Source organism: Nonomuraea sp. NPDC049141, from assembly GCF_040648415.1.
In the GTDB taxonomy this organism is placed as follows: domain Bacteria; phylum Actinomycetota; class Actinomycetes; order Streptosporangiales; family Streptosporangiaceae; genus Nonomuraea.
The window spans coordinates 219,642-237,945 of sequence record NZ_JBEZDR010000005.1 but is presented as its reverse complement, the minus strand read 5'-3'; the positions used below and the strand labels follow the sequence as shown (position 1 = coordinate 237,945).

Here is an 18,304-nt window from a genome sequence, read left to right as displayed (position 1 = left end):
TGGTCGTGGGCCTCTGCGATACATTCGGCCGCAGCCGAATCCAAGGAGCCCCCGGGCATGCTCACACTGGCGTTCTCCGCCTATGATCTGTCCTTTCTCAGGTTCGCCTTCTCCCCGCTGCGGGAGGTCGCCGCCAGCATCCACGCGCTCCGCACACCCGCCCAACGCGCCCTGCATCTGCCCTGGTTCAAGCAGGTACGCCCGCAGCTCGGCAGTGAGCTGGGGCCGCTGCTCGACCTCATCACCGGCGGTGGCTACATCCCCGATTTCCTCTGTCCCGTCCCCACTGGTCCGGCTCCGGAACTGGCGGGGGAGCTGGCGGTGTTGCGCGCCACCCCCCACGAAGTCATCCGCGCCGACCTCGACCGCATGGCGAGCGAGCTCGGCCCGCTGACCGGCTGCGCCGCGGAGCTCCACCAGGATCCGGCCGCGGGCCTCGAACGGCTGGTGCTCGCCATCGAGACCTACTGGCAGCTCGCCTTCGCCCCGCACTGGCCACGCATGCGCAACCTCCTCGAAGGCGACTTGCTCTATCGCACCAGGCAGTACGCCGAACACGGCCCCGCCGGGGTGTTCGCGGACATGCACTCGGCCATCCGCTGGGAAGGCCGCAACCTGCACCTGGAACAGCGTCCCGAGGAGATGTCCCGGGTGCTGGCCGGCGAGGGGCTGCTGCTGGCCGCGTCCATCTTCGTCTGGCCCGGCCTGTTCTACCGCACCGACTCACCCGGCCAGCCGATCATCACCTATCCGGTACGCGCCATCGCCACTCTGTGGGAGCGCGGCACCGCGCCCGCGCCCGACGCGCTGGCCGCCGTCATCGGCCGCTCCCGAGCCCTGCTGCTCACCGAACTGGACGCACCGGCCTCCACCACCGACCTGTCACGCCGTACCGGCCTGTCGCCCGCGAACGTCTCCGAGCAGCTCGCGCTCCTGCTGTCGGCCGGCCTGGTCACCAAGCACCGCGTCGGCCGGGCCGTGCTCTACGTGCGCACCCCTCGCGCCCACGCCCTGATGGACGGTTGATTCGGCGGGGGCCGAATGTGTCGCTTCACCCCGCAGGCCGCCCGCACCATGCTGGCATGACGATCACGGCTCCCGCCCGCCCCACCGTGTTCCAGGGGCTGCCCAAGGTGTTCTGGCTGCTGTTCTCCGGCCAACTGGTCAACCGGTTCGGCGGGGTCGTGCTGCCGTTCCTGGTGTTCTACCTGACCGGCCGGGGGTACGCGGCCGCGCAGATCGCCGCCGTCATCTCGGCGTACGGGCTGGGTGGCCTGGGCGGGCAGCCCCTGGGCGGGTACCTGGCCGATCGGTTCGGCCGCCGTCTCACCCTGATCGGCGGCCTACTGGCCACCGCGACCTGCCTGATCCTCATCGGCGTCGCCGGCAGCCTGGCCTGGCTCATGGCATCGGCCGTGGCCATGGGACTGGCCGGCGACGTCTACCGGCCCGCCGCCTCGGCGCTGGTCGCCGAGACCACCCCGCCGCACCTGCGGCCCAAGGCGTTCGGGCTCATGCACTGGGCGGTCAACGTCGGCACCGCCGCCGCCGGCGCCATCGCCGGCCTGCTGCTCGCCCACGGGTTCTGGCTCCTGGTGATCCTGGACGTCACCACGAGCGTCGCGTTCGCCGTGATCGTGTACGTTGGCATACCGCGCGGCCACGACAAGGCCGCGCCCAAGCCCGCGCGCAACGGGTACGCGATCGCGGCCCGCGACCGGGTGCTGATGGCCGCGCTGATCTTCCTGCTGATCGGCCTGATCCTGTACGCGCAGGCCTCGTACGCGCTGCCCCTGGCCCTGGCCGCCGACGGGCTCCCGGCCTCCTTCTACGGGCTGCTCATCACCGTCAACGGCGCCATCGTGGTGATCTTCCAGCCGCTGTTCATCACGTGGCTGTCCCGCCTGCCCCGCCTGCCGGTCCTCGGCGTCTCCATGACCGTGGTGGGCGTCGGCCTCGCGCTGACCGGCGTGGCCAGCCAGCCTTGGCACTACGTGGCCACGGTGGTGCTGTGGTCGATCGGCGAGATCGGCATGGCGGGCTTCGAGGCGGCACTGATCGCCGACCTCACCCCCGACGGAGCACACGGCACCTACCAGGCGCTGTACGGCTGGACCACCGCCATCGCCCGCTTCGCCGGGCCCGCCGTCGGCGCCATTCTGTTCCAAGCCCACGCGCTGTGGTGGGCCTGCGCCGCGACGGGCATCCTGTGCGCCGTGTTCGCCTTCACCCTGATGCCGGCCGTCGCCCGCCGGTCCAACTGACCTCCGCCGGTCAGCGCAGCCACCGTAGAGCCGCGTCGGCGCAGTCCTCGGGGCTGCTGTTGAAGGCGATGGCCGCGTCGGGCGCGTGCTGCCGGACCAGGTTGACCACCTTCTCGAAGAATTCGAGTAACGGCTCGTGCTTGCGGATGCCGCCCCCGATCACCACGCAGGCGTAGTCTCCGCGGGTCAGCGCCTCTACGAGCGCTCCTTCGGGGTTCTTGTCGAGTGCCAGCAGGCACCAGTCGGCCTCGATGCCATGATCGTCGAAACGGGCCTGACCGCGTGCTATCGCCGCCTGGACCGGCTCCGGGTCCCAGCCCTGGATCTCGGCGGGATCGAGGCCGACCACAATTACTCGTGCCACTGCCACGCATCCTCCCTCTCGCAGAACGTCTCCACGCTGGCGCGATGGTCGAAGGTGGTGCCTGAGACCTCCGAAGGCGCCACGTTATCCCGATCTTGCCACTCGCGCGCTCTCGTCAGAGTCACAGGACATCGCGCGCTGCGACGCGCTGCCCGATCGGTCCCCGCCGACCATCTCCGACTAATAGGGTGAGGCGTCCGTGGTGTGACGACGGTATGGCGACACGGTGAGCGGTAGCCGAACGAATCACCTGTGACCATGACGTCGTCGGTACCAGCGCGCCTGAGGCAGCAAAGGAAGACCGGTGAACACTGGCACCCCGCGCCCCACAGTCGGCGCCGTGGTCCTGACCATGAACGACCGGCCAGCAGAGTTCTCCGTCGCCATGAGCTCCCTGCTGTCCCAGCAAGGCGTCGACCTGGACGTGGTGGTGGTCGGCAACGGCTGCACGCCGGAGCAGGTGCCGGACGGCGTGCGGACCGTCGAGCTGCCGACGAACGTGGGCATTCCCGAGGGGCGCAACGTGGGCGCCGCCAACGTGAAGGGCGACCTGATCTTCTTCTTCGACAACGACGCCGTACTCCCCACCCCCGACGCGCTGCTCCGCCTCGCAGTGGAGTTCACCCGCGACCCACGCCGCGCCTACGTCCAGCCGCGCATCGCCGACCCGGTCACCGGTCGCACCCTGCGGCGCTGGGTGCCCCGCCTGCGCGTCTCCCGCCCCGACCGGAGTGGCACCGTGACCGTCATGGCCGAAGGCGTCGTCATGGTCCGCCGCGACGTGTTCGAGGCCGTCGGCGGATGGCCCGGCCACTTCTTCCTCTTCCATGAGGGAGTCGACCTGGCCTGGCGGCTGTGGGACCGCGGTTGTATCGGCCACTACGCGCCCGACGTCATCGTTCATCACCCCGCCACCGACCCGGCCCGCCATGCGGCCTTCTACCGGCTCAACGCCCGCAACCGGGTCTGGCTGGCACTCCGCAACCTGCCCGCCCCGCTGATCCCCCTCAACCTCGCCACCTGGGCCCTGACGACCTTGTGGCGCTTCCGAGACCCTGCGGCGTTACGCGCTTCGCTTGCCGGACTCGCGGAGGGGCTGCGCGGAGGGTACGGCGCCCGCACACCGATGCGCTGGTCCACGGTGGCACGGCTGGCCCGGGCGGGACGGCCCCCTGTCTGCTGACGATCACTCGACGTCCGGGTAGCTCCCGGCCTTACTGGCCGGTGCGGCTCAGAACCCGCTGGAAGATTTCGGCGAGTCGGTTCAGGTCGTCCGGCTCGCAGCCGGCGAACGGGGTTTGGGCGAGCGTCACGTCGATGACTCGCTCGCGTACCCGCCGACCCTCCTCGGTCAGCACGACAACCCGCGAACGCCGGTCGCCGGGGTCGACGGCACGCTCGACGTACCCGCGATCGGTCAGCTGGTTGACGACGAAACTGAGGTTGGGCGCGTTGCAGAACAGCCGGCCCGCCAGCATCCTCATCGACGGCGCGGGCTCTCCGGGATCGATCGCCCACAGGGCCTGCGCCGTCGCGTGCGTGAGCCGGAGCTCCTCTAGTGCCTTGGCGATGCGGTCGCCGGTCAGCATGAAGACCTCATGACTGGCCCGCACTACCTGCTCCAGCGCCTGGTTCGTCATGCCTTGAGGGTAGCAGTTTGTTTCGAGGCTCGAAGCTGTTAGCCTGCTTTTGTTTTGAGGCTCGAAGTAAATGAGGTTGGGGATGGTCATGTACAGGTACCGCGGTGTCACCGCGCTCGTCACTGGCGCATCCAAGGGACTCGGCGCGGCCTACGCGCGCGAACTCGCGCGGCGAGGCGCTCATCTCGTGCTCGTGGCCCGCTCCGGCGACGCGCTGCGCCGGGTCGCCGACGAGATCCGCGAGGCGCACCAGGTCGACGTGGACCCCGTGACGGCCGATCTCACCGCTCCCGACGGGGTGACGGGCCTGATCGCGGAGCTGGACCGGCAGGGCTCTACCGTCGATCTGCTGGTCAACAACGCGGGAGCGGGCGCCGTCGGCCCGTTCCTGAGCACTCCGCTCCAGAGGAACGTCAGCTCCGTCGAGTTGAACGTCACCGCCCTGATGAGCCTGACCCACGTGTTCGGCGGCCGCATGGCCGAGAGAGGCCACGGTGGGATCATCAACGTGGGCTCCACGGCCGCCTTCCAGCCGATGCCGTACCAGGCCGGCTACGCGGCGACGAAGGCGTTCGTGCTGTCGTTCACCGAGTCGCTCGCCGAGGAACTCCGCGGCACTGGCGTACGCGTCATGGGAGCCCACCCCGGAGCCACCGACACGGGGTTCTTCGACGGCACCTCCGTCACCATGAATCCGGCGTTCACCGACGCGCCGGAAGGCGTCGCGGTCAAGACCCTCGACGCCTTCGCCAGGGGCGCGGTCAACTCCTATCCGGGGCGGGCGATCAACAGGGTTGCGTCGTGGGCTCCTCGGGTGCTGCCCCGCATCACGGTCACCCGGCTGACCGGGCACCTGAACCGGAGGCTGGGCCTGCACCGTGCCCACGACATCGGCTAGAGGGTGGCGTGCAGGTGGCGGGCGACGTTGTCCACGGATTCGGTGACCGTGGGCTCGGTGTCGTAGAAGTCGAACTGGCCGCGGCCCTCCAGCCAGACCAGCTCCCTGGCCCCGGTCAGCCGGTCGGCGAACCGGCGCGCGCCCACCGGGATCCCGGCGCTCTCGCTGTGCACGATGAGCACGGGCGCGGTGATGCGGTCCGCGGACGGTTGCGGCTCGAAGGTCAGCCATTCGGCCCAGGCCATGGTCGCCCACCTGTTCCCCCACTCGGGGATGGCGCCTCGGGCGGGGTCCAGATAGTAGGCGTACGGGCCGAACATCGCAGCCGTGGAGTCGGTCTCGCTGACTCCGAGCACGTACTCGACCTCGCCGGTCGCCTCGAAGTGCGCGCGGGCCCGCTGCCCTGCCGCCAACCGCGCCGTGAAGGCCTCCTCGCCGCCCAGGGCGAGCCGCATCAACTCGCCGTCCTGCAGACCGGGCGCGACCAGCGCCAGTGAGGCGATGCGGGGATCGTCCGCGGCCGCCACCGCGGCGAACGCGCCACCGGCGCAGATGCCCAGCGCGCCGATCCGGGCGGGCGCCACCCGGTCCAGGGAGGAGAGGAAGCTCACGGCGTGGCTCAGGTCCCTGAGCTTCAGCGAAGGCGACTCCACGTCACGCGGCTCACCGCCCGACTCGCCGAACCCGGTGAAGTCGAAGGCCAGCGCGGCGAAACCGCGCTCGGCCAGTCTCCGCGCGTACAGCCCGGCCATCTGCTCCTTCACCGAGGTCCACGCACCTGCCACCACGACCGCGGGCAGTCCGCGGTCGGCCGTGGCGGGCAGGTGCAGGTGCCCGGCGAGGGTGACGCCGTCGGCGTCGAAGGTCACTTTTTCCACAGTGGTCTCTGTCATGTGGACAACGGTGCTGGATCTCGACTGCCAACCGACTGCCACGCGACCGTCAGAGCAACGCGCGTACGTCCGCCGCTTCGGGGACGTCGAGGCGCTCGAAGATCTCCAACGCCTCCCGCAGCCGGGCTCGGCCGCTCTCCTCCTGGCCCAGTTGCGACAGCGCCTTGCCGAGTGTGGTCAGCGCCCGAGCCTGTTCCCAGACGGCGTCGATCTCGACGTTCACCGCCACGGCCTCTTCCGCTCGTGCCCTGGCCTCATCGAACAGGCCCGCCGCCAGATGGCATTCGGCCAGCCGGAACAGGGCGCCGCCCTCCATCAGGCGATCACCGGCGGCCCGGTGCCGCGTCAGCGATTCCGCCCAGGCCTCGGCCGCCTCGTCGCACCGACCGACCCCGTGCAGCACGATGCCGAGGTCGTACAGCCGGGTGCCGAGATCCCGCGAGCGGCCCGTCTCCCGTACCAGTTCCACGCCCTGCCTGGCCAGGTCGACGGCCTCGTCCTGCCTGTCCAGCGCCAGGCAGGCCCGGGACAGGATCCCCAGCGCCGCCCCTACTCCCGCCACATCGCCCAGTTCGCGATGGAGGGGGAGCGCCTCGGTGAGATGACCGATGGCGCTCTCGTAGTCACGCCGGATCATCGCGGCGGCGCCGAGTACCTGCAGGTTCTCCACCACGATCACCGGGTCGCCTATCGCCCGGCCCAGCGCGAGGGCCGCCGTCCCCTCCTCGACCCCCTCCTTGAGCGACCGCTGGTAGATGAGCATCGCCGCGACAGCCGTACGGGCCAGCCCGTGGCTGCGCCGGTCGCCTCGCTCGGCCGCGGCCCGGGCGATCGCCTGGGCGATCTGCCGGATCTGCTCCCATCGCAGGTGCACCCGCGCCACGTACAGCAGCACGTACAGCAGATCCGCCACGGCCGGATCGGAGGCGGCCTGCAGGGTCGTGTGGAACAGGTTGGCCACCTCGGCGTCCAGCCACCCCGCCACCGCCGGATGGCCGGCGAAGGCCAGGCCGGGCGAGGCGGTGGGCGACTGCCGGGCGGTCGAGAGCGCGTCCGGCTCCAGCACTGACTGCGCGCTTCTGGCGGTGGCCAGGTAGAAGTCGACGAGCCGGTGCAACGCCGCGTCCCGGTCCTGCTCGGGAAGGCCGCGAGCGTACAGTTTGAGCAGGTCGTGGTAGCGGTATCGGCCCGGACTCGGCGCCTCCAGCAGCCCGGCGTCCGCCAGCGACTCGCACAGATCTTCCGCCGCCCACTCTTCCAGATCCAGCACGGCCGCCGCCGCGGCCACCGAGAAGTCATCGCCATCCGGTACGGCCAGCAGCCGGAACGCCCTGGCCTGGCCGACGTCCAGCTGGCCGTACCCCAGGGAGAAGGTGGCCTCCATCGCCAGGTCGCCAGTGCGCAGCTCGGCTAATCGGCGGCGCTGGTCGGCGAGCCGGGCGACCAGCGAGGCGATGGTCCACCCCGGCCGGGCTGCCAGCCTGGAGGCGGCGATGCGGACCGCGAGCGGCAGGCAGGCGCAGGCGGCGACCACCTGCTCGGCGGCCTGGCGTTCGGCGGCGACGCGGGCGGTCCCGACGATGCGGGTGAACAACTCCAGCGCCTCGCCGGTCGTGAGCGCCGCCAGATCGATCATCCGGTCGGCGTTGAGGCCGATCAGCCTGGCCCGGCTGGTGATGACGACCCCGCTGGCGGTCGCACCCGGCAGCAGCGGGCGGACCTGGTCGGCGTCGGCCGCGTTGTCCAGGACGACCAACATCCGCAGGTTCGCCAGCGTGGTGCGGTACAGCGCGGCCCGCTCGTCCAGGTCCTCGGGGATGGTGTCACCGGAGACGCCCAGCGCGCGGAGGAACGCCGCGAGCACGGCCGCCGGCGCCAGCGGGGCCGCCTCGACGCCGCGCAGGTCCACGTACAGCTGCCCGTCGGGATAGCGGTCGCGGACCAGATGGGCCACGTGGACGGCCAGCGCGGTCTTGCCGACGCCGCCGATCCCCGACACCGAGGAGATGACCAGGCTCGCGCCCTCGTGAAGCAGGCCGGTCAGCTCCCCGACCAGCGCCTGCCGTCCGGTGAAATCGACGACGTCGGCGGGAAGCTGGGCGGGAGCCGTACGGGCAGGCGCCTGAACAGGAGCGGCCAGTGCCGGGTCGGCGCGCAGTATCGCCTGGTGGAGGGTGGTGAGTTCGGGACCGGGGTCGACGCCGAGCTCGTCGGCGAGCAACCCGCGCGTGGCGGCGTGGACCGCCAGCGCCTCGGCCTGGCGTCCGGACCGGTACAGCGCGAGCATCAACAGCACCCGCAGGCGCTCCCGCAACGGGAACTCCTCGGACAGCGATGTCAGCTCCGCGACCAGCCGCTGGTGACGACCCAACTCCAGGTCCAGCTCCAGCCGCTGTTCCAGGGCCAGCAGCCGTCGTTCGGTCAGCTGGGCTCGATGTGCCTCGGCCTGCGGTCCAGGCAGCCCCAGCAACGGGACGCCGGACCACAGCGCGAGCGCCTCGGAGAGCAGGTCCCTGGATCGGCTCAGCTCTCCGGCGGCCCGGGCCTTGTCGGCCGCCTCCATCCGTTCCTCGAACACCGCGGCGTCCAACGCGCCCGGCGGAAGCCGCAGCGCGTAGCCGCCGGAGACCGTGGTCAGCACCTTCCAGGGTGACCCGTCCGGCTCCAGAACCGGCCGCAACCGCGAGACCAGAATCCGCATCGCGTGCGTCGGGCGCGCGGGCGGCGCCTGACCCCACAGCCCGTCCACGATCGCCTCATCGGACAGTGCCCGGCCCTGGCGCAGCAGCAACAGCGCCAGCAACGCCTGCTGCTGTGGGCGACCGAGATCCAGCGGTTTCTCGCCTCGCCAGCCCCGCAACGGGCCCAACACGGCGAACCGCAGATCCATGGTCATCAGCTCTCCTCCGAAGGGCTATTTTCCAGGGCAGATCACCGCTTTGGCCGCCTGGTCGATGGCGTCTGGGGAGTATTCCATGTTGCTGACGTTCAACGTGGCGGACACGGCGAACTGCAGGCGGCCGTCGAGCGAGGTGAAGGTCACGGCCATGAAGCCGGGCCCGCTGCCCGCGATCGCCTGCACCAGGGGCTCGCCGCCGCACAGGCGGCTGCCGGGAGCAGGCTGGGGCGGTGCGTCCTCCGGCGGGTCGGTGATCACCTTCTGCAGCTCCGCCGGCAGCAGGTTGCCTTGGACGAACACGCGCCGGAAGGTGCTGGCGTCACGGGCGGTAGAGATCACCCCTCCGGCCGCGTACCCGAAACTCGCGTTCTGCCGGTCCACGTCGCGCGGCTTGCCTTGGGAGTCGGGGAAGTAGCCATGCCCGTGCGGGCCCTTGATGCCCGCAGGTGGCTTGGTGGGCAGATAGGTGTGGCTCATCCCGAGGGGGGCGAAGATGCGCCGGGTGAATTCGGCGGGCAGGGGATGGGCGCTCACCTTCTCGATGATCATGCCGAGGAGCATGTAGTTGGTGTTGGAGTAGGTGAACTTCTCTCCCGGCTCCCCTGTCCGGGGCAGACCGCGTGCGGCCTTCACCAGCTCGATCGGAGGGTGGTAGGTCGTGAAGTCGAAGTCGTCGAAGCGGCCGGAGGCGAAGAGGTCGGGGATGCCGGAGGTGTGCCGGATCAGCTGCCGTACGGTGATCTCGTCGGCCCGCTCCACCGCGTCCTGCTGAGCCACTTCCGGCAGGACATCGCTGAGCTTGTCGTCCAGGCCGAGCTTGCCTTCCTTGACCAGTTGCAGCAGGACCGTGGCGGTCATCTGCTTGGTCTGGGATCCGATGCGGTAGCGGGCGTCGGCGGGGATCTTTCCGCCCTTGCCGTTGAGAAGGCGGGAGCCGGCCGAACCCTGGCCGACGCGCTTGCCGTCGACGTACAGCTCGCCGATGGCGCCGACCACTCCAGTGGTCTTCGCCAGGGCGTTCAGCGCCTCCTGCACGTTCCCGGTCTGCTGCCGATCGGCAGCGGTGGCGGGCGCGGCGATGCTCAGAGTCAGCATCGCGCAGGCCAGACCGGCGAGACGAGCACGATTCACAACCATGGTCCTTTCCTCGTGGGAACGCGCTGGGAGCGTCTGCTAGGGCACAGACGCTCCCAGCGCGCCGACGTTCAAGGACTTTGTAGGCCTGCAGGTGTTTCCTCGCCGTTTCTGCGGGCCGTGGGTGGAATCAGTGCGTCAGTTCCGCGATCAACTTGCTGTAGGTGGAGAAGGCCGGCTTGGGCGTGTAGTCGTCGCGCAGCAGACCGAACCGGTCGTACAGTCCCTCGCCCGCGCTGTTGGCGTCGCGCAGGCCGAACAGGGAGTAGCCGGTGATGTTGAGGTCGCCGCGGAGCTTGTCCAGGGTCCGGATCACTTCCTCGATGACCTCGGCCTGGCGCTCCTCGCCGCGTTCCGGGCCGGTGGGCCAGCCGTGCTCGCAGACGCGGATCGGCACGCCGCCGCCGATGCCGGCCTTGGCCAGGTCGGCGGTCCGCAGCCCCGTGAGCACCGCTTCGACCGCCGCCGCCAGCTGCTCGGCGGGGATGGGCCGGAAGACGTCGGGGAAGAAGTCCAGGCCGACGTAGTCCAGTGCCTGGTGGAAGCGGTCGTCGGCGACCGCGCCGAGGTCGTTCCAGAAGGTGTCGGCGGGGTTGAAGGTCGGCACCACGTTGAAGCCGACGGCGAGGTCATGTCCGCGGGCGCGCGCCTCCTCCTTGGCCGCGATCACGCCCTGCACGAGCGCCTGGTGGACGTTGGGCATGCTGCCGTCCAGGACCGGCAGGTTCGCGTTGGGTTCCTCGCAGATCTGCAGGCTCGCCAGCCGTGCCCCCTCGTCCCGCACGGTGGCCCGGATGAAGTCCAGCCAGCCCTCCAGGGCGCCCGTCGGCTCTCGGAAGGTGACGACCAGGTCGAGTGCGCGGCCGTTGGCGAGGTAGCGCTCCGGGTCGGCGGGGGTGGGCGGCGCGTCGGGTGCGACGGTGGCCGCGTACGAGCAGGGTCGGCGCGTCAGCCTGCAACTGCCGCAGCGCTTCCTCGATCCGCTCCGGATGATCGGGGTGGGCGAGGTGTACGGCGCCGGTGGCGGTGCCCAGCAGGGCGCCGGGATAGATGCCGAAGGTGAACGTCATGAGGCGTCACCCTAGCCATAAATTTGGTGTCGCTACAACTTTGATGTCGCTTAAAAATTGACCGTCGGTTTGGGGTCAGGGCATGCCAGGTCGCTCCTCATGGTGCCGGCGGTGTGAGAGATTATAAGGATTCGTGAAGGTCTCACCGATGCATGGGGAGTGCCGTAGGTGAAGTCACGCGCGGCCGGTGGGGCCACCAGGCGCCAGGCCATGGCGGAGCATGTCCTGCGGCAGGGCTCGGCCTCGATGACGGAGCTCGCCGAGGCGTTCGGCGTGAGCGTGATGACCGTCCATCGTGACCTGGATCTGCTGGAGAGCCAGGGCATGGTGCGTAAGTATCGCGGTGGCGCGAGTGCCCAGGCGTCCAGCATCTTCGAGAGCAACATCGCCTACCGCAAGACCGCCCAGACGGCGGAGAAGGAGGCGATCGCCCGGCATGTGGTGGGGCTGATCGAGCCGGGCAGTTCGGTCATGATCGACGACTCCACGACCGCGCTGGCCGTAGCCCGCCATCTAGACGAGGCGGCGCCGCTGACCGTGGTGACGAACTTCCTGGAGGCGATCAAGCTGCTCGCCCCCATGCCGGGCATCCGGCTCATGGCGCTCGGCGGCGAGTACTACCCGACGCACGACTCCTTCCTGGGCGTGGCCTGTGTCGACGCGGTCGAGGCGATGAACACCGACACGGTCGTCGTCTCCACCTCGGCGATCTCCGATCGGCTCGCCTTCCATCAGGAGCAGGAGATCGTGCTGGTCAAGCGGGCCATGGTGGCCGCGGGGACGCGCTGCATCCTGGCGGTCGACCACACGAAGCTCGACCGGGTGGCCTTGCACAGGGTCGCTCCTCTCGAGGCCTTCGACGTCATCGTGGTCGATTCGGACGCGCCTCCCGAGGCCGTACAACGGCTCCGGGATCGGCATCACCGGGTCGACATCGCCCAGGTCGGCTAGTGCGCTGTCCACGAACGTGCACCGGCTGCCAGGTGACAGGGAGCCGGTGCACGCCGTAGATGGTCATGTCCGTACGGCATGGGCACCTCCTCCGGCGGCACCGCCAGTCGCAGGGTGGGGAAGCGCTCGAACAGCGTGGTCTGTTCCACCGGGAGGCGGGACAGACGCCGGTTGTACTGCCGCCGGAAGCCGTGTCCCCCGTCCCTACCTGTCGATGTGCCTGTTCTGGTGCGGATGCGATGTTGGATCTGTCGCATTACGGTTCCGGCAGTTCCGTATAAGCTCCGTCGCATGAGCCAACCAGTGGGTCGTCCCAGGGACGGCCGGGTGGACGGGGCCATTGCCGCGGCGGCCAGGGAACTGCTGGCCGAGCAGGGGTACGCGCGACTCACTGTGGACGCCGTGGCGGCCAGGGCTGGAGTCGGCAAGGCCGCGATCTACCGCCGCCATGCCACGAAAGAACAGATGATCTTCGCGGCGGTCATGCACGACCTGGACCTCGCGACTCCACTCGACGCGGGTTCGCTGGCCGCCGACCTGGCCGCGGTCGCCCGAGACATTGTCACCAGCCTGGCCACGCCGTCACCGGGAGTGGTGCCGGGTTTGCTGGCCGACGTACATGCGGATAGTGCCATGACCGCCACGTTCGTGGGAACGTTCGTCAAAGCCGAGCGCGACTGTGTCATGGAGGTGCTGGAACGGGCGGTGGATCGTGGCGAGTTGTCACGGCTCCCCGATCCGGCAGTGGTGCACGCGCTCCTGCTCGGCCCGATCTTCGCCTGGCTGTTCCTTCTCCTCGAGGAACGCGAGCGGCTGCCGGCATTCGCCGACACGCTGGCCCATGGGGTGGCTTACGTGCTGCAAGGCGGTGGCAGCCGCGAATGCGGCTCCGGCGACGGCTTGCCGATTGGCTAGGCAGCACCTGCGCCCGAAGCCTAAAATTGTCCGCGGCCGCCGGGAGAGTAGCGAAGCCCTGGCCATGAGCGGACGCTGCCGCTGGTGCCGCGTCCTCCGTTCCGGGACCCCTGGTAGTGCTGGCCTCACCACGGATAAGCGGGACGGCATGACTGATCTCGGAGTCCAGAAATCCAAGGATTGGGACATCACCTCAGGTACAAGGAGATGTCCCAAATGCGTAAGTCCCTTGCCGCCGCCGCAGCAGCAGCCGTCCTGCTGGGCGCCGCCTCGCCCGCCATGGCCACCGCCGTCCCGGCCTCAGACAAGACCGTGCAGCGGCAGGTGGACCGGCTGACCAGGCAGGACGGCCTGGCCGGTGCGGTGCTTTCGGTGCGTGACAGTAACGGTCGCACGACGACATGGACCTCCGGTACTGCGCAGCGCGGCACCGGCAAGCCGATGGTCGGTGGCGACGGCCGGTTCCGCGCGGCCAGCATCACCAAGCCGGTCATCGCGGCGACGGTGATGCGCTTGGTCGCCGATGGCAAGGTGAACCTGGACGAGCAGGTCGAGCACTACCTGCCGAGCTCGCTGCACGGCGCGCGGGTCACCGTCCGCCAGTTGCTTCAGCACACCAGCGGCCTGCCCGAGTACTTCGACCTGGTCGACTGGACCAAGCCCGCCATCCCCGCCGACCACCTCGCGCTCGCCATGACCCGCCCGTTCGTCGGCAAACCGGGCGAGCGGTGGTCCTATTCCAACACCAACTACCTGGTGGCGGGCCTGCTCATCGAGAAGGTGACCGGCAAGGATTTCCGTGAGGTGAGCGAGGACGGCGTGCTGAAGGGCCTGCCTGGCACCTACTGGCCGAAGAACGGCGAACTCGGCATCCGGGGCCGGCACGCTCACACGTACGGCGTCAGCCCCGTGTCCCCAAAGTCCGGGGAGACGGACACGACCCAGATGCCCGGCTATGCCTTCGGTGCCGGCGGCGGCCTCATCTCCACGCCGGATGACCTCAACCGCTTCTGGCAGGCCATCCCCGAGCCGACGTTGCGCACTATGCTCGCCGGCCCGGTCCCCGCATCCGACCCCAAGGGCAGCCGCTACGGCCTCGGCCTGTACACGTACCCGCTGAGCTGCGGCCCTGCCTGGATGCACGACGGCGGCCTGCCGGGGGTCCGCGTGCTCAGCGGACGCAACCGCACGGGCAGGGCCGCCACCGTCTACGTCACCGGCACCCCAAAGGACGACAAGCACCTCTTCGCTACCCTCGACGCCGCTCTCTGCCTCCCCTCACGCTGATCCGCCGCCATCGGCTCCTGTCACACGCGCCGCCGACACCAGCCCTGGCCGCTGCAGCAATGGCCCCGTCAACCCGGCTGTCCCTGATGCGATGGAGCTAATACGGAACTGTCGGCTCCGTAATGTGACAGATCCAACATTGCATCCGAACTAGAACAGGCCCATGATTCGAAACCATGAGTTCCGATACTTTCATTACCGTAAAAGGCGTGGTGTGGGCCGGTCGGATCCTGGTGTTCCTGGCCTGTCTCCATCTGCTGGCCATGTCGCTGCTGAGCGCGGACCACATCCCGGGCTGGCTCGGGGGAGAGCTGTGGTTCTTCCCGCCGAATCTGGACGATCTGGCTCGGCCGACTCCGAGCATGGGCGCATTCTGGCTGGCCTGGGGTAGCTTCGCTGTGCCCCTAGGGCTGATCGGGGCACTGGTCGTCGGGTTCGGGCGGCGCGGGCAGGTGCCGCCGCCCTACCTCGGGATCGGCGTGGCCCTGTGGGCGCTGGTCGGTGCCGCCGTATTCGAGCCTTCGCCGTTCGTCCTCGGCGTCGTGCCTGCCGCGCTACTACTGGGCGCCGCGCGCAGGCGCCGGGCGGTGGCCGCGTGAGTCCCACGGTCATCCACAACGTGCGGATCTTCGACCCGACCGGCACCAGCCCAACGCCTGGACGGCGGGCGTGGTGGTCAATCCTCTTCGGAAGGCTTGGGCCGCCTGTTCCGCGGGGGAGGCGGTGGGAGGGTGAGGGCGCCACGGACCGCGGCTTCCAGGCGTTCTCGGCTGTCGGATCCGATCACGGGCCGGCCGTCCGCGGATGGCTCGGTCAGCGCGCGGCGGAACACGGCCGTCGGCAGGTCGACCACGCACAGTGTGATCACCTCGACGCTCGCTCCGTCGGCTCGGCCCCACAGCCCCCGTGCCAGCCGGACAAGCAGCGCCACCAGCCGCTGGTCCAAGGCGAACATCTCCTCGGCCAGCTCATCGGGCACCTGAGGGCCGAGCAACTGGTCGCGGCGCACCGCCATGAGCATCCGCACCGCGGCGGGGCGGCGGTCGGCGAACACCGCGGGCGCGCCCGCCGCCGCCACCACCGCCGCGATCGCCGTCTCGCGGTCGCCCCCTTGCACCGCGTCGACGAGCTCGACCTGCAGATCCAGAAATTCTCCCGCCGCCCTCATCCACAACCGTCCGAGCAGCACTGGCAGCGACCCGAACGCGTGGTAGATCGCCCCGTTCGACACCCCGGAGGCCTCCGCCAGCGCTCGCACCGTGAACCGCTCCGGACCGCCGTCGGCCACCAACCGCTCGGCGACATCCAACAGCTGGTCGAGATCATGAGTGCGAGGACGAGCCATGCCCGCCACAATAGCGGAGCGCCCGCTCTGAAATGGTCCACGGCAGCGCTGTCCCCGGCGCGGGCATGTAGCCGTAGTCGAGGATGCGGACGCCGACCCAGTCCTCGCTCCAGAGCGTCTGGGTGATGAACGCCTCCTCGAACGCCGGCATCGTCGGCCAGCCGCGCTCGGTCCGCCGGACCACCTCGCGGATGAACAAGGCGCCGGCTCCGTACAGGGGAAGTACGGCGAGGAGCCCCACGACAGCGATCGGACTGGCGATAGGAACCAGCCGCCCTGCGATGAGCGCGGTGACCATGCCCAAGATTCGCCGCCTGTCGGCCGCGCTCATCCTCGCCAGGCACGTGCAATGTCACTGGAGACGTAGTCGGACAGCCGGACGGGGAGCTTGGCGAGGCGCCAGGACCACGGCACGTACTGCCGCTCCGGTTCACCGGCCAGGGCAAGGCCGGGGAACCGGCGGAACAGCGCGTTGAACGCGATCTCCACCTCGTTGCGCGCCAGTGCCGCGCCCAGGCAGTAGTGCGGCCCGTGGCCGAAGCCCACGTGCACCTCGCGCCGGGAGTCCTGCTCACGGGTCACGTCGAGCCGTTCGGGGTCGTCGAAGCGGCGCGGGTCGTGGTTGGCGCTCACCAGGACCGGGATGACGCCCTCGCCCTTCTTGATCGTCTGCCCGTCGATCTCGACGTCCTCTGCCGCGTACCGCATCTGGGCGCCGTGTACCGGCCCGCACCAGCGCATCAGCTCGGGTATGGCACGCGACCACAGCCCCGGGTCCTTCTTCACCAGGTCAAGCTGGTCGGGGTGGGTGAGCAGGGCCAGGGTGCCATTGCCGATCAGGTGCGTGGTCGTCTCGTGCCCGGCCAAGATGAGGGTGATGATCATGGTGATCAGCTCGCGGTCGCTCAGCCGGTCGCCGTCCTCGTCGTGGGTGCGGATCAACGCCGACAGCAGGTCGTTCCCCGGGTTCGCGCGTCGCCGTTCGATCAGGTCCCGGGACAGTTCGATCATGCCCCGCCACGGTGCGTTCACCGCGCCGGGCGTGCGGGTCATGAGGGCCTCGCCCTGCTCGCGCCAGGCAGGACGGTCCTGCTCCGGTACGCCCACCAGCTCGCAGATGACCGTGATCGGCAGCGGGTAGGCGAAGTTCTCGATCAGGTCGGTCTCGTTGTCCAGCAGGTCGAGCAGCGATTCGGTGATCTCGGCCATGCGGGGGCGCAGGTCGATGACCCGCCGGGCGGTGAACTCGCGGGAGATCAGGCGGCGCAGCCGGAGGTGGTCGGCGTTGTCCACGTCGAGGATGGAGTCAAGGAGGTACGGGACCACGTCCTGGTCCATACCCCTGGCCGCCATGAGCTGCTCGCGGATGTTGTCCACCTCCATCCCGGGTACGCTCGCCGGATTGTTGACGAACCGGGTGTCGCTGAGCACGCTCCGCACGTCCTCGTAGCGGGTGACCAGCCACATCGGAGGGCCACCTCCCGGATAGGAGCCCCTGACCATCGGCCCCTCCTCCCGGATCCGAGCGAAGCCGCCGAAAGGGTCCTGCATGAGCGCCGGGTCTGTCAGGTTGACGACGTTCACGATTCCTCCACTCGGGTGAGGTTCAGGTGATGGTCTGCTGGTTCGTCTCCTTGGCCAGCAGTTCGCGCATGTTCCGATAGAGCTCGAGCACCCGCGTCGTCGCAGAGTGACGTCCTCAAGGATACATAATTCTGGAGCATCTGCTCTGTTATTGTGCCGGACATGCCTGGTCCTCGGATGCAGGGTCTCGATCGACGCCTGGCATTCCTTCCCTCAGGGGACCGTCACCCCGCAGGTGGCGCGGGGTCAGGCCCGCGACGCCCACTTGTCAAGGAGGGTCCATGAACACCCACGACGCCCAGTCCTCGCTCGACGGCATTCGCCGCCTCCAGGACAGGACCCACAACGAACTCGTACGCCAGTACTTCGTGCTCCCCCAGGTCGCCACCTCGCTGTTGGTGGTCTTTCTCGTGTTGGCGTCGTTCGATTTCCCGGAGCCATGGGCCACCGCTGCCCGTGTGCTCGGATGCGCGGTGGCTGGGGGAGCGCTGATCGTTCAGCACCGGAGGTCTTCCGTCCGCAGGACGCCCACCGACCGTGAACTCGTGCTCTACGCGGGATGGGGGGTCAGTTACATAGTGGTGTTCGTAGCCTTCCGGATCACCACCTGGGCACTCGATCTGCCCGCCCCCGCCACCATCGCCGCTGCGGCGACGGTCGTCACCGCCATCCCGGCCAACCCCCTGATCCGCCGCATCTACAGGGGGGTCATTCAGCAGGACCGCAGGCACGGGCTGATGGACCCCTTCTTCAACGGGTTCCTGCACGTCCCGGCCCGGCTGTCGATCGTGGCGCTGCTGGCCCCGGCCAGCGGGGTGGAATTCGGCTTCCTGAGGGACACGATCAAGACCGGCGACTCGGCACTGTCCGAGCAGATCTCGGCCTTGGCCGAGGCCGGCTATGTCTGGGTACGCACGAGCCAGGAGACGGGGACCCGACGCACGTACGTACAGCTGACGCCGGAAGGACGGCGAGCCTTCGAGCGACACGCGGCGGCCTTGGAGCGAATTGTCGCGGTCGCTCAAGCACAACCGCAGCCTCACGCCGGACGCTAGAGGGC

General features: G+C 69.5%; 19 protein-coding genes. 10 read left to right on the top strand and 9 right to left on the bottom strand.

The window, feature by feature from the left end; translation table 11 throughout:
* Window positions 1–57: 57 nt before the first annotated feature.
* The gene (locus AB0B91_RS17130) at window positions 58–1,026 is read left to right on the top strand and encodes a winged helix-turn-helix domain-containing protein (RefSeq protein ID WP_358319832.1); all 969 of its coding nucleotides are present in this window, start codon (window positions 58–60) and stop codon (window positions 1,024–1,026) included.
* A gap of 56 nt (window positions 1,027–1,082) precedes the next feature.
* Window positions 1,083–2,264, top strand: a complete 1,182-nt coding sequence (locus AB0B91_RS17125) for an MFS transporter (RefSeq protein ID WP_358319829.1) — start codon at window positions 1,083–1,085, stop codon at window positions 2,262–2,264.
* A 10-nt stretch (window positions 2,265–2,274) separates the two neighbouring features.
* Here the strand turns inward: AB0B91_RS17125 and AB0B91_RS17120 are convergent, their stop codons facing one another.
* Complete coding sequence (locus AB0B91_RS17120; protein WP_358319826.1) at window positions 2,275–2,628, bottom strand: hypothetical protein; 354 nt, start codon at window positions 2,626–2,628, stop codon at window positions 2,275–2,277.
* Between the two features lie 304 nt (window positions 2,629–2,932).
* On the opposite strand from AB0B91_RS17120, the gene AB0B91_RS17115 reads away from it, so the two are divergent.
* Window positions 2,933–3,811, top strand: coding sequence for a glycosyltransferase (locus tag AB0B91_RS17115; RefSeq protein WP_358319824.1), 879 nt, complete (start codon window positions 2,933–2,935; stop codon window positions 3,809–3,811).
* A 31-nt stretch (window positions 3,812–3,842) separates the two neighbouring features.
* Here AB0B91_RS17115 and AB0B91_RS17110 read toward each other — a convergent pair whose 3' ends face one another.
* Window positions 3,843–4,268 (bottom strand): MarR family winged helix-turn-helix transcriptional regulator, encoded by a 426-nt coding sequence (locus AB0B91_RS17110; protein ID WP_358319821.1) that lies wholly within the window; start codon window positions 4,266–4,268, stop codon window positions 3,843–3,845.
* An 82-nt stretch (window positions 4,269–4,350) separates the two neighbouring features.
* Between AB0B91_RS17110 and AB0B91_RS17105 the strand changes: the two genes are divergently transcribed.
* Entirely contained in the window at window positions 4,351–5,166 is an 816-nt protein-coding gene (locus tag AB0B91_RS17105; RefSeq protein WP_358319818.1) for an SDR family oxidoreductase, read from the top strand.
* Here the strand turns inward: AB0B91_RS17105 and AB0B91_RS17100 are convergent.
* The 4 genes from AB0B91_RS17100 to AB0B91_RS17085 all read right to left on the bottom strand — a co-directional run bounded on the left by AB0B91_RS17100 (window position 5,163) and on the right by AB0B91_RS17085 (window position 10,876).
* Window positions 5,163–6,059 (bottom strand): alpha/beta fold hydrolase, encoded by an 897-nt coding sequence (locus AB0B91_RS17100; protein ID WP_358319815.1) that lies wholly within the window; start codon window positions 6,057–6,059, stop codon window positions 5,163–5,165. The genes AB0B91_RS17105 and AB0B91_RS17100 overlap by 4 nt on opposite strands.
* Before the next feature lie 49 nt (window positions 6,060–6,108).
* Window positions 6,109–8,955 carry a BTAD domain-containing putative transcriptional regulator gene (locus AB0B91_RS17095; RefSeq protein ID WP_358319813.1) on the bottom strand — a complete coding sequence of 949 codons (2,847 nt, stop codon included), beginning with the start codon at window positions 8,953–8,955 and terminating at the stop codon, window positions 6,109–6,111.
* 18 nt (window positions 8,956–8,973) lie between these two features.
* Window positions 8,974–10,089 (bottom strand): serine hydrolase domain-containing protein, encoded by a 1,116-nt coding sequence (locus AB0B91_RS17090; RefSeq protein WP_358319810.1) that lies wholly within the window; start codon window positions 10,087–10,089, stop codon window positions 8,974–8,976.
* 133 nt (window positions 10,090–10,222) lie between these two features.
* Window positions 10,223–10,876, bottom strand: coding sequence for a hypothetical protein (locus AB0B91_RS17085; protein WP_358319807.1), 654 nt, complete (start codon window positions 10,874–10,876; stop codon window positions 10,223–10,225).
* Between the two features lie 136 nt (window positions 10,877–11,012).
* Here AB0B91_RS17085 and AB0B91_RS17080 point away from each other — a divergent pair, with 136 nt between their 5' ends.
* The 5 genes from AB0B91_RS17080 (at window position 11,013) to AB0B91_RS17060 (ending at window position 14,914) form a co-directional block, all read left to right on the top strand.
* Window positions 11,013–11,177 carry a hypothetical protein gene (locus AB0B91_RS17080; protein WP_358319805.1) on the top strand — a complete coding sequence of 55 codons (165 nt, stop codon included), beginning with the start codon at window positions 11,013–11,015 and terminating at the stop codon, window positions 11,175–11,177.
* Window positions 11,178–11,330: 153 nt separating this feature from the next.
* Window positions 11,331–12,113: a DeoR/GlpR family DNA-binding transcription regulator gene (locus AB0B91_RS17075; RefSeq protein WP_358319802.1), complete on the top strand. Its 783-nt coding sequence runs from the start codon at window positions 11,331–11,333 to the stop codon at window positions 12,111–12,113.
* A 291-nt stretch (window positions 12,114–12,404) separates the two neighbouring features.
* Complete coding sequence (locus AB0B91_RS17070; RefSeq protein ID WP_358319799.1) at window positions 12,405–13,028, top strand: TetR/AcrR family transcriptional regulator; 624 nt, start codon at window positions 12,405–12,407, stop codon at window positions 13,026–13,028.
* A gap of 216 nt (window positions 13,029–13,244) precedes the next feature.
* A complete protein-coding gene (locus tag AB0B91_RS17065; RefSeq protein ID WP_358319796.1) occupies window positions 13,245–14,315 on the top strand; it encodes a serine hydrolase domain-containing protein in 1,071 nt (356 codons plus the stop codon).
* A gap of 209 nt (window positions 14,316–14,524) precedes the next feature.
* Window positions 14,525–14,914 carry a hypothetical protein gene (locus AB0B91_RS17060; RefSeq protein ID WP_358319793.1) on the top strand — a complete coding sequence of 130 codons (390 nt, stop codon included), beginning with the start codon at window positions 14,525–14,527 and terminating at the stop codon, window positions 14,912–14,914.
* A 77-nt stretch (window positions 14,915–14,991) separates the two neighbouring features.
* On the opposite strand, the gene AB0B91_RS17055 is transcribed toward AB0B91_RS17060, so the two are convergent.
* Genes AB0B91_RS17055 through AB0B91_RS17045 form a run of 3 tightly spaced genes read right to left on the bottom strand, consistent with a single transcriptional unit; the run spans window position 14,992 to window position 17,244 of the window.
* Window positions 14,992–15,660 carry a helix-turn-helix domain-containing protein gene (locus tag AB0B91_RS17055; protein ID WP_358319790.1) on the bottom strand — a complete coding sequence of 223 codons (669 nt, stop codon included), beginning with the start codon at window positions 15,658–15,660 and terminating at the stop codon, window positions 14,992–14,994.
* Window positions 15,638–15,958, bottom strand: coding sequence for a hypothetical protein (locus AB0B91_RS17050; protein WP_358319787.1), 321 nt, complete (start codon window positions 15,956–15,958; stop codon window positions 15,638–15,640). The genes AB0B91_RS17055 and AB0B91_RS17050 overlap by 23 nt, the downstream gene beginning before the upstream one ends.
* A gap of 29 nt (window positions 15,959–15,987) precedes the next feature.
* On the bottom strand, window positions 15,988–17,244 hold the full coding sequence (locus tag AB0B91_RS17045) for a cytochrome P450 (RefSeq protein WP_358319784.1): 1,257 nt from the start codon (window positions 17,242–17,244) through the stop codon (window positions 15,988–15,990).
* 281 nt (window positions 17,245–17,525) lie between these two features.
* On the opposite strand from AB0B91_RS17045, the gene AB0B91_RS17040 reads away from it, so the two are divergent.
* Window positions 17,526–18,299, top strand: coding sequence for a transcriptional regulator (locus tag AB0B91_RS17040; RefSeq protein ID WP_358319782.1), 774 nt, complete (start codon window positions 17,526–17,528; stop codon window positions 18,297–18,299).
* Window positions 18,300–18,304: the final 5 nt, after the last annotated feature.